Source organism: Cutibacterium modestum, assembly GCF_008326345.1.
Taxonomy (GTDB): domain Bacteria; phylum Actinomycetota; class Actinomycetes; order Propionibacteriales; family Propionibacteriaceae; genus Cutibacterium; species Cutibacterium modestum.
In genome coordinates this window covers 66966-91095 of the sequence record NZ_BJEN01000002.1, presented here as the reverse complement: position 1 = coordinate 91095, position 24130 = coordinate 66966, and the positions used below count along the sequence as shown (strand labels likewise).

The window sequence follows — 24130 nt, the reverse complement described above, 5'->3', positions numbered from 1 at the left end:
CCGTGGTTCGGTACTGCCTAGCTCAGTACTGCTTGATGCGGTTGGTGATTTCGGAGACCTGATTGAAGATCTGACGTTGCTCCCCCATGAGGGCGCGGATTTTGCGATCAGCATGCATGACGGTGGTGTGGTCCTTGCCACCGAACTCGGCACCGATCTTAGGTAACGAGAGGTCGGTGAGTTCCCGACACAGGTACATCGCGATTTGCCGGGCTGTGACAAGAGTCTGAGCGCGTGAGGTACCCAAGAGATCATCCGCGGAGATGTCGAAATAGTCGGCGGTCTCGGCGATGATGCGCTCTGGCGTCACCGGAGTCTCGCGACCTTCCGGAATGAGGTCTTTGAGGACGACCTCAGCCAAAGAGGTATCCACCGGCTGCTGGTTGAGGCTGGCAAAGGCTGTCACCCGGATGAGGGCTCCCTCGAGCTCACGGATGTTGGTATGGATGCGGCTAGCGATGAACTCCAGCACGTCGGGCTCGACGGTGATTTTCTCGGCCGCGACTTTGCGCCGCAGGATGGCGATGCGCGTCTCTAAATCGGGGGGCTGGATGTCGGTGAGCAGACCCCACTCGAACCGGCTGCGTAGACGCGGTTCAAGGGCCTCCAATAGCTTTGGTGGCCGGTCAGAGGTCATGACGATCTGCTTTTGGGCGTTGTGAAGAGTGTTGAAGGTGTGGAAGAACTCTTCCTGGGTCTGGATCTTCGACTCTAAGAATTGGATGTCGTCAACGAGCAGAACGTCGACGTCGCGGTAGGAGCGACGGAACTCCCGAGTGCGGTTGGTGCCGATCGCGTTAATGAAGTCGTTGGTGAGTTCTTCGGTGGAGACGTACTTCACCTTGACGTTGTCGTAATACGACATGACGTAACGCCCAATGGCGTGCAGCAGATGAGTTTTACCTAGCCCAGAGCCGCCGTAGATGAGCAGTGGGTTGTACGACTTTCCGGGAGCCTCAGCGACTGCGACTGCGGCGGCGTGGGCAAACCGATTGGATGCACCGATGACGAAGGAATCGAAGGTGTACTTCGGGTTGAGCCGGTTGCTTTCGTCATCGTCGACAGTGTCGGCGGGTTGAGTGGAGGGCTCAGTTACTCTGACAGTGACTTTGGGGACGAACTGGGCGGGCAGAACCTCTTCTTCCTCGTCCTCACGGTCAGGGGCGCCAAGAGCCAATTCCAGATCGGGATCGATGGTGATGGCTAGGTGAATGGCTTTATGAAAATGGTCGGAGAGAAGTTCTTCCAGTTCGTAACGCATCTTCGATTCAAGACGGTCACGCGCAAATTCGTTGGGGACGGCAACCATTGCTGTAGAGGCGTGCATCGTTACCGGAGTGGTGTTGGATAACCATGCGCGGTTGGGCTTTGAAACCTTTGTGAGGATATTGCTCCAAGCTTCGTTGAGGGCCTCAGTGGGATCACTGTCAGCCGAGTGTGAACTCATCGGCGGGGGCAGCACAGCATCCGGATAGATCGGCGCGGGACGGGGGTGGTCGGCGTCATCGAACGGGGTGTCGGACATTCCACCACCTGTTCCCTAGAAGTTGTCGAGAGTTGTCCACACAGTTTTCCACAGCCGGTGTGACAAAGTACCCGAGGGGTACCACTGCGCTGAACGTTAGTGAGTCCTTAGCCTATCCGCAACCGGTTAAGTAGCTTGTCAGGCGGGTTAAATGACTACATGGATGTAGTTTCATGGGTGTCATTCGATGGCCTAGTGGGGCAGGGTTGTCAGTTTGCCGATGAGAACTCCGACAACGTAGAGTTGTCTAGTCGCTGTCTTCAGCGTCCACTTCCCCTGCGCCCATCCGGGCGCCCCGGAGGGACCGGCTCGTGTCGATTCCCCGGGTGATCCCCGAGACACAAGGGAGAACATCCCCGTGAAGCGCACTTTTCAGCCCAGCAATCGTCGTCGTGCCCGTAACCACGGCTTCCGTTCCCGTATGAGCACCCGCGCCGGTCGCAGCATCCTTGCTGCTCGCCGCCGCAAGGGTCGTGTCAATCTGTCGGCCTGAGTTCCTATGCTGCCTGCCCGGTCGCGGATGCATTGCTCCGGTGACTATCGTGCCGCGGTCCGCGGGGGTGTCAGGTCAGGTCGTCCGACTCTCGTTGTCCACGCTGGGCGACGCGCACAGGTCAGACTCGACTCGGTCGGTATGACCGAGTTATCCACAGGAGTTGTGGATAACTATGATTCGGCCGGGCCATTGGCGTCAACGACGACTTCTCGATCTGACCTTGGCGTTACGCCGCGGGTCGGTTTTGTCGTGTCCAAGGCCGTCGGTAATGCCGTAACGCGCAACCGGGTCAAACGCCGGCTGCGTCACCTCTGTCGTCCCCTCGTGAATGAACTTGAGGATGGCACCGTCGTTGTCGTGCGGGCCCTTCCGGCTGCAGCGACCCAACCTAATCGAGTCGCCAAGGACCTCGATGGGGCATGGCACCAGGCATTGCGGAAATTGCGATGATGGCTGTGGCAGTTCCCTCACGACGCTCAAGCGGCGATAGCGGCGTGAGGGTAATAGTGCGACGTTTCCGTCCCCTGACCTGGCTAGCTATTGAATTTGTCAAAGGGTGGCGGGCTTTTATCTCGCCACTCTACGGGGAGGTCTGCAAGTACCAGCCCAGTTGCTCGGCCTACGGCCTGCGAGCGTTACAGGCGCATGGAATTTTTCGCGCGACGCCGATGATCATCTGGCGGATTCTGCGATGCAATCCGTGGTCCTACGGTGGGTACGACCCGGTGTCGGGCACCCCCGAGGCGAGGCAATGGCGTGAGCTCCATCCGGAGACTGCGCGTTCAAAGAATGAACCGAGTCACGATTTGACGGGCGATGACCCGAAGGATCACGAATCGGCCTTACGAACCATCCCCGGACACACCGATCCGGGGAGTACCCATATGGGTACCCCTTCCCACACCCGAGGTGAGAACTAATGCTCAACCCGCTGGTCATACTTGGCCTAGGCGGCGCCCTGCACGCGATGGGTCACGCCATCATGGTGCCGCTGTACTGGGCGGTGTCCGGCCTGATCGTCCTCTTCCACTACCTGTGGTCGCCACTGTTCGGTCGCGACTCCGGTATCTCATGGACGTTGGCTATCGTCTGCTTGACGATTTTCATTCGCCTGTTGCTGGTACCGCTGTTTGTCAAGCAGATCAACTCTGCGCGATCTATGCAGCTTATCCAGCCCAAGATGAAAGCCATCCAGGAGAAGTACGGCGACGACCGGGAACGTGCCGGTCAGGAGATGATGAACCTCTACCGCGAGGAGGGGGTCAACCCGGCGGCGTCCTGTCTGCCTGTGTTGCTGCAGATGCCAATCTTCCTGGCGTTGTTCCGGGTACTAGATGGCGCCTCCCGTGGTATCCCCCGCGGTCACTTTTTCGCTGAGAACCCGAAGCTGATGGAATCCCTGCAGCACGCTAAGTTTTTTGGTGCTGAGTTGGCTGGTCGGTTCCTGCCCATGAACAATGGATTCGGCGGCACCCAGGTCGTCGCTCTCGTTCTCATCGTCGTCATGGTGGCAACGCTGTTCTACACCCAGCTTCAGCTGATGCGGAAGAACATGCCTCCGGAGTCGCTGACCGGCCCAATGGCCCAGCAGCAGAAGATGATGATCTACCTCTTCCCACTGATGTACCTGTTCAGTGGTGTGAGCTTCCCGATCGGCGTCATGCTTTACTGGTGCACCTCGAACCTGTGGACCCTGGGCCAGCAAGAAATCCTCATCCGTAACAACCCGACGCCAAATACTCCCGCCTACATCGATTGGCGTGAGCGCATGATCGCCAAGGGGAAAGATCCCGACGAAATCGAACGTGCCCGTCGTGAGAAGCGTCGTCGTAAGGTTGTTGCCCCCACCCCGGTAGCTACCGCCGAGGATGGCGAGAAGCCGATGGTGGCCCGGCAGGGTGTGACCCGTCAGACGGTCCGAAAAGACGCCGGTGGTGGTCGTCAAGTAATCCGTCGTCAGCAGCCTGCCAAACAGACACGAGCCCAACGCAAGAAGTAAAGGCCCTGGGCTCGAACTATTAGTTGATCTTTGAGAGGTACAGATGAGCGAAAGCAGCGAGCACATCGACGAGCTCGACGTTGATCAGGTTGAGGACCGCGGCAACCTCGAACCCGAAGAGATTGAGACTGAGGACCTCGATGAGGAGGATGGCAACCCTCTAGATGAGGAGGGTGACATCGCCGCTGATTATCTTGAAGAGCTCCTTGACATCGCAGACCTCGATGGCGATATCGACACATATGTGGAGGGCGGCCGCGCCCACGTGTCTATTGTCACGGATTCGCAGACCCTGGTTGGCAAGGATGGCGAGGTTCTGGAGGCTTTGCAGGAACTGTCACGGCTTGCTGTTATGACTGAGGTCGGGCACCGCTCCCGACTCATGCTCGACATCGCCGGGTATCGGGAGTCGCGTCGTAAGGAACTCTTGGCTTTGGCGACCGAGGCGATTCAGTCGGTTAAGGAAACTGGTGAACCAGCTCACCTTGCGCCGATGAATCCCTTTGAGCGCAAGATCGTCCATGACGCGGTCGCTGCAGCGGGGCTTGTCAGTGAGTCTGAGGGTGTCGAGCCTAAACGGCATGTAGTCATCACGCAGAAGCAGTGAAACGTAGTCCTCGAATGGGCGGGTCCGGCGAACACAGGCTGGGTCCGTCCTTTTTATGGTCGATGTGGGCTTGGCAGCTATGACGAGCTGGCGCGTTTCCATAAGATCTGCCTGAAAACTGCTGATGCGGCGTATTCATCGGTCGGCCGCTGGAGTATTCGAGCAGGGATGTTCTCAACGCTGATGGAAAAGGCGACGTTGCTGCTACACCAGCCTTCATCACCATCGAGGTATTCTGATGGCATCAGGGCGTTCTATGGCGCTTGACCACGGCAATGTCGGGGTGTGTGACTCAAATCATGATTTGTGCCGCCAATGGGACTGGATGTGTAGTCTATGAGTGGCATTGTCGCGGAAGTGGGTGCTCACGTTAAGATTGACCTCATCCAGTTCAAGGTTGGTGGCCGTGGATGCGTGGATAAGCGGTGGCCTTCTCAGGTGAGTGGGATAAGCTAATCAGCTCTTTACAAGGCTTTTAACCTGTGAGGCTGGACTATTCACCTGTCGTCGGGGTATCCCTAGACGAGGGCCGTGAGGTGGCTCGGATCGTCATGCGACATCCGTTGGCCTTGCGAGATATCTGGTTTTCCCATTTGGGACGATTATAGGTTCTCCATAATTCAAGGTGTAGTTGGGGTCTGAATTCTCCGGTCTGGAAAAAGATCTGGCGATGTAGTGGGTGAGGTTGGCGTTGTCTAAAAGCATTAGATATCCCGGTGAGGATGGGGGCGTCACTCGGCTGTGGCTGGGTGACGCTGATACTTACTGTGTGACAGTAGCTGTTCTTGACGTCCACTAGCTACCGAGGGGACTCCGGCGGGCTTGATGGATACATGGTCTGATGTCTGAAGGAACCGCGCACGGGGTGGCGTTATATGCACCAATCTGTTGGTTCCGTGTAGCTGTAGTTGGTTCCTGGAGCCAAAGCGGCTTATCGCAGTTGAGAGTGAATAGTTACTAGTCCGTTCATTGTTGCTGGGAAGCGAGCGGTATTTGATGAGCCGCGGTATATGCACTGCTTTCCGGTCTCTTGGGCAGACCTTAATGTCTCTAGTTTTTTGGGGGTGGACGTTGGAGAGCCGGCACAGATTGGCGACGAAGTGTCAGAATGTACATTGCGACGGCGACCTTTGACGAGATTTCGTTGGTGTGAAGTTGGTTGGTGCGGACCTCTTGTGATGATGTTGAGGGGGTGATGTGTTTTACTTCCTTGTGTTTGTGCTCTCCCCCCATGTTTGTTTTTTTATCGTGTGAGTTACCTCGTGTGTCGGGTAGATGAGGCGGTGCCCGCAGAGTGCTTACTAGGTGACGGATTTGGGTTGAGGTAGCTGTGGTGCTGTGAATGCGACACGGTCGTCTGACCCAAGACAGCAGAAGACCCTCGCATCTTCGCATTTGATGGTCGAATGAGCGTACATAGATATCGAACTTTATATAGATAAAATGCTAAATAGATGACGATGTGTTTCACGTGAAACGTGGACGTGACGTTGACCTTTTGAGGTTGAGTTTGGTTTGACTGGGTTACCGGAGAGGTGAGTTTGACCTGGCTGGGGAGTGGACTAGTCAGTGTTGAGAGGTCGTACGGAAAGCTTGGGGCTGCCTGGCTAGGCCAAATGGCGTGCGCTGCGAAGTGCTGCTCTGCTGGAAGGTTCTACTCTCGGAAAGATTGGGATTGTCTGAATCTTCTCCAAGGCAAGCACTGTGGCCGCTGAGGTTAGGGACTGGGTTGTACGGGCGTGAATGCGGCGAAGTGAGTGCGACTTCCTGTAGTGAGATGAGTAATTGTGGGGTAGTCCTTGTCGAAATCGGTGTGGCATGAAGAGAACGTGACAGCGTGGCTTGATACAATCGCGCTAGTCAAAAGACGGTCTTAGCAGGACCTGCCGACTCGCGTGAGCTAACCCGTGATGTGGACTCGGGTCAGCTGGATCGAGTCTCAACACGACGGCGAGAGGCTCCCGTGGTGGATTTGCATCGTTCATGGTTACGGAAATGACTACGACGAGGGGTCACCCCCTATATGAGTAAACCCGTGAGCTGTGGCCGGGGGCTCTGAAACATCTAGTCGTTTTGGACCCGTTGAGCGTCAACCGGGCGCAATCCGTCAGTGTCGGAGATCGCCAAGTTCGACGCGACGAGTCTTGCCCTGATTGAGCTTAAAGGAGAACCGAGTTGCCTCCACTCATTAGGGGTACTGGGGCTGAGAAAACAAGAGGATGGACTTGGCTCTCAGCTGCCTCGAGGGATTGTAGAGTCATCGAACGACGTCGCTGATTTTCTCGTCTGCACAACTAGTTGAATACCGACGGTATCGTGCTCTTGGATGATATCCCCCGGCCAAGCAATGGCTTCGACAACGAAACCTGCTAAGCCAGTTCACGAGGTGTCTACTGGGACCGGGTGTTGCTCGGGATCGCATGTTCGAATCGGGGTTTGCAGGGTTCAAGGTGGAACCGTAGCGGGTGAAGAGTTCGGGCCGGCGAGGCTATTGGGGAGATACTAACCGGATGCTGCTTTTGTAGAGCATCATTTTCCATCGCCACAGGCCTATAAGCGTAGCGTAAGGACTCGTTCCTCCGCCTTCGATGATGATCCTTCGTGAGCCTCGGTGGCGCAACCTGGCCGGTCTCACTACAGCGGCATGACGGAGGTGCTAAATCGACGTTGGTTGGGCGTCAGCGGCGCCGTCGAGGCTCAGCTGCTCCGGAAGCGAAAAAGGGGTGCGGTTGTGATCATGGACGACAATAAGGGTTGCACATTGCGATCATGACGATGAGTGCATGCAAGACCCTCTGATGTCCCGGATTGTGATCTACTCGGTGAGGTGTCCGTACACGAGTTACAGGTAGCGACTCGGTGATACGTGGGAGGCGTTGTATTGGGTTTGGCCATAGTCGAGCCAGAGGGTTGACACGGTGGAGGTGTGGGCAAAGAGCCGTGTTCGGGTCCTTCTAAAACGGAGGCGGAACCGTCGCGGATGGGAAGTCATGCTTCACTCCCTCATATGCCAACTCGCGTCCCCCCTCTTGTTGCGACTCGGGTGGGTTGCGCCTGGGGGATCGGCACGGGTTTTGAGGCTGGGGGAATGACCGAGTTAAGCGGTAGACGTGGCAGGATATTTGGCATGACCTTGGTGAGTGACGATGTCATCGCTACGAGACTCTATCGAGATAACTATAAGTCGATTCGGAGATATATCGATATATTGGCTTCTCGTGGAATGGACTGGGGTCTAATTGGGCCTCGCGAGATTGGCAAGCTGTGGGAACGCCATGTCTTGAATAGCGCCGCTCTTGAAAATTTGATTCCTGAGGGCTGCCGCGTTGCCGACGTTGGGAGCGGAGCTGGATTGCCCGGCATTCCTTTAGCGATTCTGCGACCTGACCTCGAGATGACTCTCATCGAACCTATGCTGCGCCGCTCTGATTTCCTGAATGAAACAGTTGAGGAGTTGGGTCTGGATGATCGAGTGACCGTTGTCCGGAGCCGGGCTGAAAATGCTGGCTTAGACGTTGACATTGTTGTCTCGCGTGCGGTGGCGAAGTTGGCCACGTTGATCGAATGGACGGCAGACATGATCGTGGATTCGGGCAGTCTTCTGGCTTTGAAGGGGCGATCGGCTGAGGATGAGGTTGCCAAGGCGAAGACTGAACTTTCGAAGCGCCGCTTATCTGCCGAGGTACTGCTGGTCCGAGCTGATCCGGCCTCAGAGGTGACGCGTGCGGTACGTGTTCGTCGTGTGGGCAAGCCTGGGTGAGTTTTGCTTTAGACGCCTTGTGATGCCGCCAGGACTTGTGTACGGTCTCGGCTGATGATTCCAAGCGGAATAGAGCGGGGAGCCGTCGAAGTAGGTAACCAAGGTGGCGTTAGCAAATGCTGTATTTGGAGCTTTGGTGAGTGCTGTGCGGAAGACCAAGCGTGTCGATACCTGTAAAACAAGTAGCTTGTCGGTGCCTGATGGTGTGGGCGACAGAGCTGATAATGGCGCTGGATTGAAGATGAGTGATTTAAGGTGTTAGTGACCGTGCGCTGGGACACATGTCAGACGGTAAGTGGTGCGGGCGTGATGAACGCACCGATGGATCGTACGATTAGTGATCGTGGTAGGTGATGAAGGAAGGCTGGCGTAAGGATGGTGGTGTTGAAGGGCTAGGTATGCCCACGACGGCCGGCCCGGGTGATCATCCAAATTGCGATGATGGGTTTTAACTGGGTATAGACGAACGTGGTGTTTCACGTGAAACACCACGTTGAATATCGGCGTCGGCATAGCGCAAAACTGACTCACGGTGCCTTAGCGTGACACATTGGGAGAGCTCGATGACTAAGTGGTAAGCCGATGTTCGAGCAAAGGCCCGGACGCTATAGCTTGCTCACTGAGCGAGATGATGATGCGGTAATGGGTTCGTGGGAGTTAACACAGTACGGAATAGTGTCTCGTAGGCCAGAGCCGGGCCGTTGAGGACTCTTGGACGAGACCAGATAAGGTAATTAGAATGAGTCACCGTGGAGTCCTCCACTATGGTTCTAGTGGAATCAGACCCCATGATGACTCTTAAGCTGTCCTGACCGTCTCTACCACGTCGCCGTTTGAATTGCGCCACATAACGAGACTCACCCCGGGCAGGGGAGGGCGAGCGTGCCCTGGTGTAATGAGGCGCGATACGCCCAATAAATTGGTAGCGTGGCAGTTCTAACTGGGCATCAGAGTACCCCGCCTTAGTTCACTTGTTGCAGTAACGTGGTGAGGACTGGAAGTCGAGAAACGGTATGGGCGAGAACTGACCACGGGATGCGCCACGTGTTTAGATACGGGAGTTATCTTGGGCAGGAAGACCTCACGAACCCGTCTCGAATGGTGGTTCTTCCCGAGAAAGATGGCGCTTATCGGGCCTCAAGCTCAGTGATGTGACTCCAAGAAGCCCAGGAACTTGCAAAGCTGGCTGTGTTGAATTTGACTGTGAGTGCCTTGCGACCATGATCAGAAACGTCAGCGGCAGGGTGATCACATACACCGGCGGAGTGGCCTTTCGCGGTAACGTTGGTTCGCCGAGTTGTCGTTAAGTGTGTCAAGCCAACATACCAGCGAGCGGTCGTTAGAGTCCATGGGAAAACATGTGGATTAGGCACGCACATAAATGTGAGGGGCCCAAGTTGTCCACCGGAAGTCGGCAGTTATCCACAGGTGGCTGGGGTTCACATGCGTAGTTATCCACAGCGATGGAAACGGCTCCGGCTCTGACCGAAATGGCCAGTAGAGTAACCAAGCGTCAGTGTTTCACGTGAAACATCACACCGCTCGTGACTGAAAGGATGCGCATGACCAACGAGGTCCCCATCTATGACGGAGCGCCCAAGCGGGCGGCATTTGATGGCCCTGATACGCCCGAGGCAACCGATCCGTCGGTCAGCAATGCCGACGAATCGATAACACCAACCGTGCCTCTGACACTCCCCCGTCCCAAGACACCAATGACCATCGTGGTAGCCAACCAGAAAGGCGGCGTTGGTAAAACCACGACGGCAATCAACTTCGCGGTGGCGTTGGCTATGAGCGGGCTCAGGGTGCTTGTCATCGATGCTGATCCGCAGGGTAACGCTTCGACGGCACTCGGAATCGACCACGAAGCGGGAACGCCGGGAACGTACGAGGTGCTGCTCGATGAGGAGGATATTGGCCTTGTCGCGAAGCAAAGCCCAGAAACTCCTGGGCTTGAAGTAGTCCCGGCGACGATCGACCTTTCCGGCGCTGAGCTACAACTTGTCGATGTGAAAGGGCGTGAACGACGCCTCCGTAAAGCATTGCGTAAGTATCTGAAGACTCATGACGTGGACTATGTGATTCTAGACTGTCCACCATCGCTAGGGCTGCTAACTCTCAATGCTCTGGTGGCTGCAGACGAAGTGCTGTTGCCGATTCAGTGCGAGTATTACGCTCTGGAAGGCGTTACTCAGCTCATGCGAACGGTTGAAGCCGTTCGGCACGCAATGAATAAGGAGCTACGTTTAGGCTCGATCCTTATGACGATGTTCGATGCTCGGACACGACTCTCTACCCAAGTGGATGAAGAGGTTCGCACTCACTTTGCGCGTGAGACGATGACGACGCGCATACCGCGCTCTGTCCGAATCTCGGAAGCGCCCAGTTACAGCCGCAGTGTCCTGACATACGAGCCAAAGTCAGCGGGAGCTATTGCGTACCGTGAAGCTGCTGCCGAATTTGCGAAGCGGCACACCGGCGATGGGCATACTACAGACAACAGTGGTGCGGAGTATCACGATGCTTCTGACACCCAGAAGGGATGATGATGGCAACAAAGCACAGTGGTCTGGGGCGGGGATTCGGTGAGCTTTTCCAACGTACGGATCTCGATGACGATGATGACCAGCTCATCGATGACATAAGTGCTGACGACGATACAGCTGGGAAAGCCGTCGGGGGCTCAACATTCAGGCTCATCTCCGTCGATAAGATCCAACCGAACACTCACCAGCCACGGAAAACATTTGATGAACATGAGCTGGCTGAACTCTCGGAGTCCATTCGGGTTGTTGGAGTTTTGCAGCCCGTGGTTGTGACGCCGATCGATGATGGATACGAACTTGTTATGGGCGAACGGCGGTGGAGGGCTGCCAGCAAGGCGGGTCTAACAGCTATCCCCGCGATCGTGCGCACTACAGCGAGCGAAGACATGCTGCGGGATGCTTTGCTCGAAAACCTCCATCGCGTCCAGTTGAATCCTCTCGAAGAGGCCGCGGCCTACGAGCAGATGCTCAACGACTTTGGATGCACCCAAGATGAGCTTTCGGAAAGGATTCAGCGTTCTCGGTCACAGATCGCAAACACCATCCGTCTGCTTAAACTTAGCGCGGGTGTGCAGAAACGCCTTTTGGAGGGTGAAATTACCGCTGGTCACGCTAGATGTCTCTTGGCCATTGGTGATCCTGACCTACAAGTCAGCACAGCGAAATGGGTCGTAGATGAGGGCTTATCTGTTCGTGCAACTGAGGAGCTGGTCCGTCAGACTCTGGATGATACGACGGAAGTTAAGCCACATCAGCGGAAGAAGCCTGGTAGGGATACTGAGGCCGTGAAGCTGGGCGATCAGCTGTCTGAGCAATTCCATACCGCAGTCAAAATACGGCGCCGCAATGGCAAAGGTACGATCACCTTTCCATTTAATGGAGATGAAGAGCTAGAACGACTTATCGACATATTGTCTAACTGAATGGGTATCGTACCGAGGTCTTTGACCAGCGTGCGGTGGGACGGTGGCAAGAGGCGTCTTACCAACCTGCGATCATGGTTCACGTGGCGTCCTGCGCCATTCTAGGCGCGTCGCCACCGGACGTGGGCAGGTCGCACCTGAGGTTGGCCTAGGGCCGACAGTCAGCTATAGCTGGGCGCTAGACGGAATTGGGATCCGCTGTGACGAGGACGATGCTTCAGTCACAGCAACGGAACGGGTGGTGAGAAGGTAGACGGAAAGCCGTCACCCATTTGGTACGCCGTGATCGGCCCAGTAGGTTGTCGCCTCGTCAATGCGGCGGTTGACGTCCTTCCGGGCGAAGTACTCCGCGACGAAGGACAGAAACGGAACTGTTCCGGCCAAGGCGATGAAGAGAAGGCGCGTCAGTGGCCAGCCAGCCTTGCGCCCTAATAAATAGGCGGCGATTAGCAGTATGGGGTAGAGCCATCCGTGGGAGATTCCGACGACGTTGACCATCGTCGGCTTGCCCGCCGCGTACTTGAGTGGCATCGCCACGCAGACGAGGACGATTAAGAATGTCCCCACGACGTACGCCATGACGCGATAGCAAAGCAGTGCCTTACGAATCCCTGGGATGTCATCAGGCTCTATCCATGGTTCGTTCTCAGTCTCGGCTGCATTTTCGGCACTTTTTGCGCGGTGGGAGCTCACTAAGTGATTGTGGGCGGTCTCAGTGCCAGCACGAGTGTCATCGGAGATGCGGGCTGGCGTCTCGTAAAAGTCGTCACTGGTCACGTCGTCGCTGTGTTCCACGTGAAACAGAGTACTGACGCGTGCCAACCGGCGCTGCATCGAGTAGGGCATCAATCTTTGCGGCTGCCTGCTGCTCGAGCGAAGGCGAGAGACATCGCTACGGTAAAGATCGCAAAAACCCACCATTGCAATGCGTAGCTGCGATTACGTTCGCCACCGTCACCCTTCGGCAGTACCGGTTGCGCTGGTGCGAGTCCATGAGAGTGCGCATATTTGTCATCTAGCGTGAGGGTTGCTGGCACCAGAGGTTGAGGCCACGTTTGGGTCAACACTTCCAACCGCAGCGAAGGGAGTACGGCGGCTGGCATCTGTGGATTACGACGACCATCATCAGCCTCAGATGCCGCGAGCACACCCGTCAGGGTCGTGGAGCCCGTAGGCGTAGCCGGGACTTTTTGGCCGCTCGAGAGCTGACCGCGGACCACGGCGATCGTTTCTCCAGATGTCAGCGTTACTCCCGTAACCACGCGTAATGGCCACGATGTACCGACCAAGGTTGTGGTTGATGGTTGGAAAGTGCCCGTGACCGTCACCCGGCGTCCGTACTGGGCCATAACCTCGACCTTCCTAGGCGCCTCATTCCACGTGATGACTGGCTCGTTGATACGCGCCTGCGTCGAGTCGTCCCGTTGGGACTCGAAAACGTTCATCTGCCACAGACCGAGAAAGACCATCACCCCGGCAAGAGCGATGCCGAGGAGGATGATAAAAACCTGCTTGATGCGCACAGTGGGGCGAGAATCTTCAGTGTGCACACCGTCAGCCATGGCTGTGAGCGATATCGTCGACGAGTCGGGAGCACACCTCGCCAAGATCGAGGTCAGCAGCTTTCATGGCCACAGGCACAAGGGACGTGGCAGTCATCCCTGGCGCGGCACCGGCCTCCAAGAAAACAGGACGACCGGACCCGTCCACGATGGCATCGACGCGGGAGATCCCGAAGAAATCAAGCTCCCCCTGCACGACTCGGGCCATCTCAGTCGCTGCTTGGGCAACCTCATCGGTAATCTCCGCCGGGGCCGTCAGTCGCGTCTCACCGCCGGTGTACATCGCCGAGTAATCGTAGACGCCACCGACGGGGCGGACCTCAACGGCTGGCAGCACCTGCGTACCCTCAGAGGTTGTGATCATACCTATTGCGAGCTCAGTGCCTACAATGAACTCCTCAATCACAACCATGTCGTCGTAGGCGTAGGCGTTCGCAATGGCCTGAGGAAGAGCGTCGATATCGTCGACCCTTGTGACGCCGAGGCTTGACCCGCCACGTGCCGGCTTGACAATGATCGGAAGGCCAAACTTCTTAGTGATCGAATGAATAACTGGTCGGGTGCCGAGCTCACGGAAAATGTCATGGGGCAGTGCAACCTGCTGTGGTGTCGCAACGCCAACTGCGGTCATGATGCGAGACGCGATGGACTTGTCATACGAGATACGGCAGGCTGCTGGGCCAGAGCCCACATAGGGAATGCCCATGAGTTGAAGTACCTCAAGCAGGGCACCGTTCTCGCCAAGGCCACCGTGCAACATGGGAAACACGACGGCAACGCAGGGTCTCAATGAGGGACGAGTCGATGTCGGCTTCCACGACCTCGTGTCCAACCCGCCGCAGCGCCTGTGCGACGGTGCGTCCTGACTTCAGAGAGATGTCGCGCTGGTGGCTGAGTCCTCCGGCGAGGACAACGACTGGTTGCAACATACCCTTATTCAACCAGCGCCCGAACGATGACGACGTAACCGACCCTCCCGATACCGACAGACGGTGACAGACGACAGCAGCAGATTAGGAACGTCCTGGAGGAACGTCCGCTAGAGGTGGGATTAAGGCCAGTTTGGCCCCTTACCACAAGTGGTTCCCGTCACCACAAGTAGTTGCCAAGTTGCGCCGTCGTAAAAGGGGAAGAGTGAACAAACCCTGCTACGGCAAACCCGCTACAAACCGAGCTTAAAAATACTCCAGGACACCACCTGGCGCATGTAATCAAATCGACATAACAACATATCGATGAAGGATAGGTCGGAGGCGTATCCCGTCGAAACTGACCCGTACCACTCCCCAGACCCAACCCGTCGTGGTGTCACGCCAAGTTCGGACCAGGCCCCAGATCGCGAGAATGACGCCGCCCGCCGTCCAATCCGAACGTCTCGGCGATGTCCAGCTCCTGACGCATCACACCGGCAAGCCTCTCGACGCCGACCTTGATGCGCTCGGGAGTTGGGTAGCAGAACGAGAGGCGAATATTGCGCTGGCCACGGCCATCCGCATAGAACGCCGTCCCCGGAGTATAGGCGACGAGATTCGTTACAGCTCGTGGCAGCATCGCGGCAGAATCAACCGCTCCCGGCATCGTCAACCAGACAAAGAACCCACCAGATGGGTGAGACCACGTCGTCCCTTCGGGCATGGTCTCGGCCAACGAGGCCAGCATGGTGTCACGACGGGTGCGATACATATTGATGAAACTGTCCACTTGAGCACGCCAATCCCAGTGGGCCAGGTAGCTCGAAACGGCGAGCTGGGAGAAAACCGGCGGGCACAGGGTCGCGGACTCCTGGGCAAGAACCAGCTTGTCGCGCACGAAAGGAGGTGACAGCACCCAACCAATGCGGAAGCCTGGTGCAAAGGTTTTGGAGAAGGACCCAAGGTAGACGACGTTATCGGGATCCATCGACTTCAACGTCGGCAACGGATCACCATCGAGGTTGAGCAGTCCGTATGGGTTGTCCTCAACCACCAACAGATCCAGCTCGTCAGCCACGGCAAGAATCTCCCGACGGCGCTCGGCGGATTGCGAGATACCCGACGGATTCGAGTGGTTAGGGACTGTGTAAAGAAACTTCACCGACCTGCCGTCGCGACGCACCGTAGTTACTTTCTCACGCAGCGACTCCGGCACCAGTCCGTTGTCGTCCATGTCGACGTGAATAACCTCAGTTTGGTACGAGGCGAAGGTGTTGAGCGCCCCGACGTAAGCTGGCGACTCAGCCATAATGACGTCGCCTGGGTTGCAAAAAATGCGCGTGACGAGGTCAAGGCCCTGCTGGGAACCACACGTGACAGTGACTTCCTCAGGATCTGCGACGAGCCCCTCCACGGCCATCACTTTGCAGATATGCTCGCGGGTTTCGGGCTCACCCTGCCCCGACCCGTACTGCATGATGACCGTGCCGCGTGTATCGACGAGCTCCTTCAGTGACTCACCGACGACGTCAAGGGGAAGATCAGCAATATTAGGCATACCACCGGCCAAAGAAACGACCTCGGGACGATTCGCTACCGCGAAGAGGGCCCGGACAGGGGAAGTTTTCAACCCGAGAGAGCGAATGGAATACCGATCGTGGAACTTGTCAAAGGTGGTATCGACCCGGTGGTTGGTGGTGACCTCAGCGGCCTCGGGAGCAGCAGTGGCGTTGATGCGCACGTCATCGGTCGGAGGGACGGCTTGCTTGGTGATGTGGTCTATGCTGCTCACCCTCCCACTGTGCCCCACCGGAAACCCGGAAACCTAGAATGACACTCATCCAGGTGTGGTCTATTTCACCCATCGAACGTCACAGTGAGCATGATAAGGAGCCGTCGTCGAGCCACTGTACGGCCACAATTGGGCGCATCAGGAGGAGGCATTTGTGCGAGTCAGGCATTTGACGACGCTAACGCGGGAGGACTCCCGGATTTTGGGAGCTACCACCCAGCTGCGCCCATGGAAGATTGACCTTGATAAGCCCCTGCCAGAGTGGGCTGATCAAGCCTGCCAGCGGTGGGGATTCTTTGGAGTCGCGAGTCGTCACGGCGACGAGGTCGAGGGCATCCTGCTCATTGCCTCTGAGACCTGTCTCCCAGCAAACCATCCAATGTCAAAAATTCCCCGTACGCCCAGGGGCGCGGTCCTGGTGGGCTTTCTTCCTCATCGCAGCGACGCTTCTTGGGGGAGGGTGCGCACGTCCTTCTTGGCAGCCCGCCTACACGGATCTGCACCAGCTATTGAGGCTGGTGGCGTCGTTGGGCCGTGTACCGATCCTCGCGTCGCACCCATCACCTGGTTAGAGTCGTGGGGATTCCAAGAGGTTGACTCTATGAACGCCGGACCGATTCATCGCATGAGGTTGGACCTACGGCGGTCAGTTAAGGCGGAGGAGACCTGGACGGAACGCTGGTTTGGGTGGTTGCGCGGCAACGATTTAGTCCCAGCTGACGTCGGACGGTTGCGACGGCCGATGGGTTCAGCACGCCATGATCACGACGGTCCAACGACCGTGGTTCAGACCAGTACGCAATCCCCGCAGCAGGCTATACGAGAACCACTGGCTTGGTAATAGAGGCAGCAGCTGCGGCGGCGGAAGCCTGGTCCGGTAGTGATACCGGGACGTGGGTCGACCAAGACCAACATGTCTGTGGCGGCATCAATGGCGGCTCGGCGTAAGTCCGGACGGCAGCGGGTCACCATAATGACCGAAGTGCTCACCGCTGAGGCCAGGTTGTCCCAGGCGATAATTTTGCTCAGTCCGGCGGCGACGAAGGCATGAGTAATCTCTTCCACCGCTGAGCCGGCGATTTTCGCCGGTCCTGGCTGCCAAGCCACCGACACGGGAACCGGAGCGGGGAGCACATCGCGGAACCAGAGGTCCGCAAGCCGGGGAAAATCGACGTCATGCCCGAGGGCCCGGGCTGCGACGACCGGAACCACCAACCTAGCGACGATTCCTAGCTGGGTTGCCGATAGCGCGACACGACGGGAGACCGGGCCATCAACGGCTGGGACGTCGTGACCATGACCCGCCTTCCCCTCATGGCGCTGGGTGAGGAGAGCCTCGTGGGTGTGGTCGACACGGCGGGTGAGGGTTTCAGGAGTGATGAGCTGAATCGCTGGAAGCCAAGAATCAGCAGGGGTGTCGCTAGGTCGGTGATTTTCGACACAGACCCACTCGTCGAAACTGGCCGCAGCGAGATTAATAGCGTTCACACTCCTATAGTGCTGCTTCGCGCCTCTGGCGACAGGGAAATCGGGTGGCGTGAGGTGCGAAAAACCCGCGACGGTGAAGGTCGAGGCACTTAGGTGCCCTGGCCCCACCCGAGGCGGGATTTTTCGACACAAGGATCGAAGGGTCTGGATACGTCACAAGGGCCCTGGGGCCCAGATACTTCACAGCGATGCAGAGGTAGCGGGAATCCGGGATACCGGGCGTTAGCACAGGAAACTGGGTTACAGTCGATCGGCTCCGGGTGATACCACGCGGGGCCGACCAATCTCAGCGGAAGTTGACCTGGCGACCGAGGGTCCCCACCAACTGCTGACGGTATTCAGCCGACACAGCGCGGTCATGGAACCAGCGAACTTGATCCAGGCGGGCTTGGACGTCGATCTCTTCGCAGGCAGTCGCGTTGCGCGGGTCGGCCATGAACTGCTCAAGGTGGGCGATGCCCTGTTCAGAGCGGCGGACGTCTTCAGCCTGCTTAGCGTCGAGGCGCTCGGCGTACCAGTCGGAGGTTAGTACCGACTCTCTGGTGAACGTTTCACGCAGCTGGGGATCATTGAGAGTCCAGCCTTCCGAGGAGGTCCCGCTGGCCATGATCTCCAGGAGAGCCCGAATCGGCGGCACAGCCAAGGAAATCGTTCCATCGTCGAAATAGGCCTTCGCGACCCGAGCGTGGGTCGCTGAGATGGTGCGCACCGAATCGGCGAAAATCTCGGCGTCCTGTAGCTCCGGACGCAGCATCTCAGGGGTGAACACAGTGTCAGGGTGCAGGAAGATACGCCCGAAGTAGGTGCGCATGAACTTCTCGGTCATGCGGTAGCCCAGACGCGAGGCGAGAATGAGTTCGCCGTCCTTGTCGTAATCCTCCAGCTTCTCGAGATAGCCCCCTTCAATGAGGGTCTTGGCATCCCTTTCTTGTGGCGACATCCGGCAGAAAATCTCCGGGACAAGCAGGGAAATATCGTGTGCCACCTCAACCTTCGGGCCAATGAACCCGGCCGAGGACAACCAACCGTCGTACCCTGACAGCACGAAGGACAGAAAGGACGAGTTAAGGTCGAAGACTGCCGGTAGGGCGTTGAACGGCGCCTTTGTCAGGGCTCCCTCTGAACCGGCGCCCGTCGTCGAAGGGCTCTTGCCGGTCATCGACGAGATGAACTCCATGAAAAGTTCTGGCAACTCCATATAGTGCAGCGGGTTGTACGCACACAAGGCTGGAATCTTGTCCTCAGGCGGGTTATTCCGACGCCCGGCAGCCACGACATCAACCGGGAGCGACAGTGGCTTGTTGACTCGCAGCCCATGGTATAGGTGACTTGACAGATCGGCGATCGCGGTTTCGCGCGGGTTGGCGATGTCTGGACGTACCTGCAGATATCGCGGATTGCGCGAACGTGCCCCGTCGATGAGACGAGGATCGGCGCTGGAGACGGCGAAGTCCGGCATTTCCGATGGATCGGAATCGGCGAAGTCGGATAGGAAGGTGCGCATCGGCCGGGTGAATTTCGAGAAGGCCACCACGTCGTCCCGCATCTGCTTGACTTCGTCGCGGGTCAGCGGCTGGTAATTCGAGATGAACAAATCATGCCCGCTCATGTCGGACTCGGTCTGGGTGTCATATCCGCGGTAAATGGCATCGTCGGGGCGCTGGAAGAGCAATGCCTCGCAGTTGGCGATGATTTTGCGCGACAGACCCTTGGGGCCGGTAACCATGCCCGGAGACGTCACGATCGATGCCGTCATGTCATCCTCGGTCTGCACCTTGACAGCCGGGGCGTAGTCGTGACGCAGGGTGAACAATCGCCATGAGCCATCGGGTTCGAATCCCACGCGCGCCATGCTCACCAGGACCTTCTGGCCGTCAAGACGGACCATGTTGCCGTGACGACCGTTAGTGGGAGCGACGCTGAAGTGGGAGCGCCAATCGTCACCCCATTCCGGCTTGTAGTAGCGCTTGATGGTGAAGACTAACTCTTTGCGGAATGCCGGGATTGATTCGATCCAGTCGTTGTACCAGTCGCTGAAGTCCGAGGACGGGGTGAGTAACTTGATGACCGAGCCTACCGAACGTTCCGTCGAGAGAACCGGGCGGTGATCGACACCATTGAGCTTCGGATCGGCGAATCGCGTAGAGAAATCTCGATGCAAGATGTCATCGGCGGCGTCCATGTCCGCGTCGAAGTCCGGGGCGTAGGCATTGCCCCACAGGAAGGTGTCCGAGATGGCCTTGGAGATCTCGGATTTCCCGCCACCGGAAACCGTGCAACACTTGTGCAGGGTCGTCGAGTCACCATAGGTTCCCTCGAGGTACCACTGGTCGTCGGCATCGTTGTGAATCATGCGCATCCGGTAGCCGTCCGGGGAAACGTACTCAGTGTCGGCGCGCATGCGGATGGAGTGATCGTTGTCCTCCCAGCTGACTGTACCGTCGCACAGGCTGAACTTGGCTCCGCCCGGTACGAGGACGACGTCGTCGATACCAAGTACCCGGGCATGGCCGTCGTCGAGCATCTCAAAACGATCCGGATTTGCTGCGACGACGTCGGAAACCGTCCGCTCGCAGGTCGGAGTGGCAAATTCCTGGCCTTGGTTGTGGGAGGTGTAGGCGCGGGCGCCGCCGGAATGCTCCTCCTCGGCCAAACCGAACAAATTCGCGGAGTAGGAGATTTGAGTCTTGACCTCCTTCTTGCAGTACCCAAAATAATTGTCGGCGACGATGGTGAGGATGACCCCAGACTCGTCACGGGCACATAGCTTGAAAGGTTTGCCCTCGTTGTAGAGTTCGGACTCTTCAGACCAGCACATTCCGTCGCGACGCTGGCGCTCAGTAGCCTGGTCGATGTGAGGCAGGCCAAGGTCGACCTTGCGGGCGAGGTTGAGATGCGGGGCTAAAATAACGCAGCCACTGTGCCCAGTCCATCCGGTGGGGGCTAGAGCAGAGTCATTGCTGGGCAGCAGCGGGTCACCGGCGTTGCCGAAAATCCCTTCGACGAAATCAAGATTGGAGACCAGACCGCCGGGAGCGAAGAAGCGGACCTCCATGCGACGCTCGGAGACGAAGTTTGACACTTTTGGCACCACGAGGGGGCGCAGCAGTAGAGATACCCACGTGTAGGCCTGACGCTCAATCGGCTGAGTGGAGGTGTACGGCAGCAGAGTGTGTTCCGGTGGTGCCTGGAAGGCAAGGTCGAGAAGACGAGCGAAGACGTCGATTGGGACGGCTTTCTTATCGTCGGGGATAGCCAAGCCCCCCTCGGTGACGTGGAAAACCCCGGCGGTGGTGCGCCGGTCATTTCGGGGGTTGTGTAGGACGCCGTTAGCTACCCGGTAGCTGGCCACGAGGTCGGAGGTGAACTCATCGCTGTCAACGGGTAGCGAAAGAGCCCGTGCAAGGCCGGGTTCGTCGAGGGTCAAAGTGGTTTCGGGTAGGCGGGGACGGACAGGGGAGTTCTCGCCTAGGTAGCGGTCGATGAATGCCTGGATACGACGGTCGGCGGGGCAGAGGAGCTCGGGAATCTCCCGACGCAGCTCTCGTTGTCGAGCTAGTACCGGGGCAACGACGTCAATGTCAGAAGCGCGCGCAGCGGTTGGCAGGGGCAGACCGTTGAGCGCCAGTCTGAGATTCACGGAGTCAGTATGAGCTTGGGTGGCCATGGATCCATTGTCCCCTGAGGTCGTGAGGTTTCCATGAAGAGTGGTCAGACGGGCAACCGGCCTGAGCGGGGGTGCGCGTAAGGGCACTTGCTCTCATGCGCACTGGATTGACTGTGGGCTGGAATCATTCCTCGATACCGCGCCACCTCTTGCGGAACTGGAGCGCGGCCGACTTGGGCTGGCGATCCCGGGTGAAGACCTTTTCGGTTGCCCCCAATGCGCATCGTCCCGTTGGTGATCGCGAAGTCCGCGAAGTTCCAGATCTGCTCGCCGATGACGGCGTCGAAGGAATCGAAGACCCGCTCGTTCATCTTGAGCACCTCGACAGGGGTCTCGTCAATGACGAGCAAGCCGTGACGGTCGGCGTAGTCGAGGATGTGCTCGGAGTAGGTGTAATGGGGGTGCGCAGCGAGTTTGCCCCGATCCACTCCAGGCAGGCGGCGTCGCGCAGCATAAGGGCATTGTTGTGGGCCTTGCCGATGGTCTGGTGAGCCTCGTGCACGCCGAACCCGGTCAGATGAACAGGCTCGCCGTTGACGAGAAGGCGGGCGCCGTCGACGCAGATAGTGCGGACACCGAAGGCCTGCCGCTAAGAATCAACGACTTGATCGCCGTTGTCGAGGGAGATTTCAGCTTCGTAGAGGTAGCCCCGGCCTGACTGCCAGAGGTGAACCTGTGGGATGCGGGCCTGGGCGTTTGCACCAGTTACCTCAGCGGCCACTGCCTTCGGCGTCGAAAATCGCCACCCGGGTCGTTAAGGGGTCAGAATCGTGCGAAATAACTGACCAGGTGACGCTTCCGTCTTCTCCGTCAATGTCAGTGGTGATGGTGACGTCCTCGACGTGGGCCTGGGGCAGTTGCGCAGCCACGCGTCGCGGTGAATGCCGGTGTAGTTAAAGAAGTCGTGCCAGTACTTCTGTCTCGAACCCTCGGGGGAGACGACAATAATGCCCGGCGGAATGGTCTGGAAGGACAGTCAATTGTCGACACGAACCATGGGTCGGCATTTTTCGCCAGTGCGGACGTGCTCAGTGATATTGGCTTCGAAGGGGAGGTACCGCCAACATGACTGACGACCTCGACATCGTTGACCTAGACGGTGGCGGCATGGGTTGCGGATTCGAAGTAGGCAACGATGCGGTCATCGGCGTCGAAGGCGAAATCCCACATTACCGACAGACATTTCGTGTCCCGGGTGGTGGTGCCCTGAGGTCGCAGCATCGTGATCTCCTGGTGCTTTTAGTTGTGGCGGTCGGTTACTAGTCAGAGGTGGCGGTTTTGACAACGACCTCGATAGTGCGAGTGTCTCCCGGGCGAAGAGCGAAAGCCATAGTTCCCCATGGTGGTTGGTAATCGCCTTCGACGTGAGTGTGGACTGTCACTGTGGTGTCGGCGTGATCGGCGGTCCAGGTGAGCCAATACCCATGACCCTGTCGATAACCGTAGGTGTGGCCGTCGTCGTCGAAGAAAAATCCCTCCGAGTGGCCGTTGCCGTCAGGAAGGTAGAGGACGATCGTGTGCGGGGAATTATCGACCGTTTGCGTTGTGACGATCTCCTTGGAAGGTGCAGGCAGCTCGCACTGCGGAATCCCTGCCCCGGCGCGGACTAGCAGCGGTAGACGGTCCAGCGGAGCATCCAGGGTGACGGTACCCGCGTCGTGATGGGTGCCGGTGTCGAACTCGAACCAGCCGTCGGGGACGTTGGGCAAGGTGACGGTTCGCGTAACTTGGCCCTCTTCGACGACGGATGCCACCAACAGGTCGCGGCCAAGCAGGAAGTCGTCGGACTCCTCGAGAAGGGCGTCGTCGAGACTGAACACCGGGTTAACGATGGGTTCGCGTCGCTCCGTCGCCAAATAGGACAAGGTGTACAGGAACGGGATGAGCCGGTAGCGCAGTCGGATCATCTCCCGGACGATGTCGGTGATTTCTGGGTACATCCACGGTTCATTGACCGAGCCGTCGTCATGCCAAGAGTGGATCGTGAAGCGCGGGTGCATCACCCCATTGGCCACCCAGCGAGCAAAAAGTTCCGGGCTGGGTCGGGCGGTGCCGGCGAACCCGCCGACGTCATGGCCGAAATTCACCAGCCCAGACATGCTCATCCCCACACCCATCCGGGTGTTGTACTTCAGGGTGCGCCAGGAGGTGGAATTGTCACCACTCCAGGTCTGGACATAACGCTGTAGACCCAACGGCCCAGACCGGGAAATAAGAAGGGACGCTCAGCAGGGGCAGCCTCGCGTTGGGCTTCAAAAGACGCGCGGTTCATGAGAAGGGCCTGCACCGGGCGAATGAGGTCCAGCTCGACGGGGTGACCAAAACCGTCACACGTGGCGTCCTCTGACCACAATTCGTACTCGTTGTTGTCGTTCCAGGTGGATTCGATTCCCATGTCGATGAGTTGGTGGCGGACGTTGTCTTTCCACCACTGCACCCCGAGCGGGTTGGTAAAGTCGACGTTGCTGCCATGACCGCCCCAGAACATCGACGTTGCCGGTTTCCCAGTCCGGGAGGTGGTGACAAAAATCCCCGCCTGCGCCGCATCGCGGTAATAGGGGTGCGTCGTTAGTAGAGCGGGTTTGATATTTGCCGCCAGGTGGAGGCCGGTCTCACTGAAGTGCCCCGTGGTCTCGGTGGGCTGGGGAAATTTGTCACGGTTCCAGGTAAAGACGTAGCGACGTGAACCGATGGTGGTGTAGCCGGACGAAAGTTGGAAGGAGTCGCACGGGATGGCGTGCTCGCGCAGCAGGTCGATGAATTTCAGTAACTGGTGGGAGGCGTCAGGGGCATCGGTGTAGTGCATCGTTGAGCCCGAGTACCCCAGGGCCCAGCGCGGTAGAAAAGCCGG

Annotated in this window: 15 protein-coding genes and 3 pseudogenes; 9 read left to right on the top strand and 9 right to left on the bottom strand. The window is 57.9% G+C overall.

Annotated elements, in window-relative coordinates; all coding sequences use genetic code 11:
- Window positions 1-22 precede the first annotated feature (22 nt).
- A complete protein-coding gene (gene dnaA / locus F1563_RS04970) occupies window positions 23-1525 on the bottom strand; it encodes a chromosomal replication initiator protein DnaA (RefSeq protein WP_002528411.1) in 1503 nt (500 codons plus the stop codon).
- Between the two features lie 358 nt (window positions 1526-1883).
- Here dnaA and rpmH point away from each other — a divergent pair, with 358 nt between their 5' ends.
- From rpmH to F1563_RS04930, 8 genes are all read left to right on the top strand, one after another.
- Window positions 1884-2018 (top strand): 50S ribosomal protein L34, encoded by a 135-nt coding sequence (rpmH, locus tag F1563_RS04965; protein WP_002512704.1) that lies wholly within the window; start codon window positions 1884-1886, stop codon window positions 2016-2018.
- A 6-nt stretch (window positions 2019-2024) separates the two neighbouring features.
- Window positions 2025-2471 carry a ribonuclease P protein component gene (gene rnpA, locus F1563_RS04960; RefSeq protein WP_036958385.1) on the top strand — a complete coding sequence of 149 codons (447 nt, stop codon included), beginning with the start codon at window positions 2025-2027 and terminating at the stop codon, window positions 2469-2471.
- Window positions 2468-2941 (top strand): membrane protein insertion efficiency factor YidD, encoded by a 474-nt coding sequence (gene yidD, locus F1563_RS04955; RefSeq protein ID WP_166806749.1) that lies wholly within the window; start codon window positions 2468-2470, stop codon window positions 2939-2941. The genes rnpA and yidD overlap by 4 nt, the downstream gene beginning before the upstream one ends.
- Window positions 2941-4020 carry a membrane protein insertase YidC gene (gene yidC, locus F1563_RS04950; RefSeq protein ID WP_002546572.1) on the top strand — a complete coding sequence of 360 codons (1080 nt, stop codon included), beginning with the start codon at window positions 2941-2943 and terminating at the stop codon, window positions 4018-4020. Before yidD ends, yidC begins: the two co-directional genes overlap by 1 nt.
- A gap of 43 nt (window positions 4021-4063) precedes the next feature.
- Window positions 4064-4627 carry a Jag family protein gene (locus tag F1563_RS04945; protein WP_149302578.1) on the top strand — a complete coding sequence of 188 codons (564 nt, stop codon included), beginning with the start codon at window positions 4064-4066 and terminating at the stop codon, window positions 4625-4627.
- 3118 nt (window positions 4628-7745) lie between these two features.
- Entirely contained in the window at window positions 7746-8387 is a 642-nt protein-coding gene (rsmG, locus tag F1563_RS04940) for a 16S rRNA (guanine(527)-N(7))-methyltransferase RsmG (RefSeq protein WP_172623625.1), read from the top strand.
- A 1556-nt stretch (window positions 8388-9943) separates the two neighbouring features.
- Window positions 9944-10936 (top strand): ParA family protein, encoded by a 993-nt coding sequence (locus F1563_RS04935; RefSeq protein ID WP_002528398.1) that lies wholly within the window; start codon window positions 9944-9946, stop codon window positions 10934-10936.
- Window positions 10933-11859, top strand: coding sequence for a ParB/RepB/Spo0J family partition protein (locus F1563_RS04930; RefSeq protein ID WP_002528397.1), 927 nt, complete (start codon window positions 10933-10935; stop codon window positions 11857-11859). Before F1563_RS04935 ends, F1563_RS04930 begins: the two co-directional genes overlap by 4 nt.
- A 264-nt stretch (window positions 11860-12123) precedes the next feature.
- Here the strand turns inward: F1563_RS04930 and F1563_RS04925 are convergent, their stop codons facing one another.
- The 4 genes and pseudogenes from F1563_RS04925 to F1563_RS04905 form a co-directional block, all read right to left on the bottom strand.
- Window positions 12124-12693, bottom strand: coding sequence for a DUF3817 domain-containing protein (locus F1563_RS04925; protein ID WP_172623624.1), 570 nt, complete (start codon window positions 12691-12693; stop codon window positions 12124-12126).
- 11 nt (window positions 12694-12704) lie between these two features.
- Window positions 12705-13421 carry an SURF1 family protein gene (locus tag F1563_RS04920; protein WP_149302575.1) on the bottom strand — a complete coding sequence of 239 codons (717 nt, stop codon included), beginning with the start codon at window positions 13419-13421 and terminating at the stop codon, window positions 12705-12707.
- A pseudogene (locus tag F1563_RS04915) lies at window positions 13414-14350 on the bottom strand (D-alanine--D-alanine ligase family protein). Before F1563_RS04915 ends, F1563_RS04920 begins: the two are co-directional and overlap by 8 nt.
- A 379-nt stretch (window positions 14351-14729) precedes the next feature.
- Window positions 14730-16073, bottom strand: coding sequence for an aminotransferase-like domain-containing protein (locus tag F1563_RS04905; protein WP_172623623.1), 1344 nt, complete (start codon window positions 16071-16073; stop codon window positions 14730-14732).
- 205 nt (window positions 16074-16278) lie between these two features.
- Between F1563_RS04905 and F1563_RS04900 the strand changes: the two genes are divergently transcribed.
- On the top strand, window positions 16279-16965 hold the full coding sequence (locus tag F1563_RS04900; protein ID WP_002528390.1) for a hypothetical protein: 687 nt from the start codon (window positions 16279-16281) through the stop codon (window positions 16963-16965).
- Here the strand turns inward: F1563_RS04900 and F1563_RS04895 are convergent.
- The 4 genes and pseudogenes from F1563_RS04895 to F1563_RS14750 form a co-directional block, all read right to left on the bottom strand.
- The gene (locus F1563_RS04895; protein WP_007434273.1) at window positions 16911-17612 is read right to left on the bottom strand and encodes a (2Fe-2S)-binding protein; all 702 of its coding nucleotides are present in this window, start codon (window positions 17610-17612) and stop codon (window positions 16911-16913) included. The two genes, F1563_RS04900 and F1563_RS04895, sit on opposite strands and share 55 nt — an antisense overlap.
- A gap of 286 nt (window positions 17613-17898) precedes the next feature.
- A complete protein-coding gene (locus F1563_RS04890; RefSeq protein ID WP_002528388.1) occupies window positions 17899-21279 on the bottom strand; it encodes a PPi-type phosphoenolpyruvate carboxykinase family protein in 3381 nt (1126 codons plus the stop codon).
- Between the two features lie 124 nt (window positions 21280-21403).
- Window positions 21404-22500, bottom strand: a pseudogene (locus F1563_RS13530) (glycoside hydrolase family 2 TIM barrel-domain containing protein).
- 38 nt (window positions 22501-22538) lie between these two features.
- Window positions 22539-24085 (bottom strand): annotated as a pseudogene (locus F1563_RS14750) (glycoside hydrolase family 31 protein).
- Window positions 24086-24130 lie beyond the last annotated feature (45 nt).

Coding starts and splice junctions, on each gene's coding strand:
- F1563_RS04930 (WP_002528397.1), top strand. CDS start 10,933: ATGATGATGGCAACAAAGCACAGTGGTCTGGGGCGGGGATTCGGTGAG.
- F1563_RS04945 (WP_149302578.1), top strand. CDS start 4,064: ATGAGCGAAAGCAGCGAGCACATCGACGAGCTCGACGTTGATCAGGTT.
- yidD (WP_166806749.1), top strand. CDS start 2,468: ATGATGGCTGTGGCAGTTCCCTCACGACGCTCAAGCGGCGATAGCGGC.
- F1563_RS04925 (WP_172623624.1), bottom strand. CDS start 12,693: ATGCAGCGCCGGTTGGCACGCGTCAGTACTCTGTTTCACGTGGAACAC.
- yidC (WP_002546572.1), top strand. CDS start 2,941: ATGCTCAACCCGCTGGTCATACTTGGCCTAGGCGGCGCCCTGCACGCG.
- dnaA (WP_002528411.1), bottom strand. CDS start 1,525: ATGTCCGACACCCCGTTCGATGACGCCGACCACCCCCGTCCCGCGCCG.
- F1563_RS04935 (WP_002528398.1), top strand. CDS start 9,944: ATGCGCATGACCAACGAGGTCCCCATCTATGACGGAGCGCCCAAGCGG.
- F1563_RS04920 (WP_149302575.1), bottom strand. CDS start 13,421: ATGGCTGACGGTGTGCACACTGAAGATTCTCGCCCCACTGTGCGCATC.
- F1563_RS04890 (WP_002528388.1), bottom strand. CDS start 21,279: ATGGCCACCCAAGCTCATACTGACTCCGTGAATCTCAGACTGGCGCTC.
- rnpA (WP_036958385.1), top strand. CDS start 2,025: ATGCTGCCTGCCCGGTCGCGGATGCATTGCTCCGGTGACTATCGTGCC.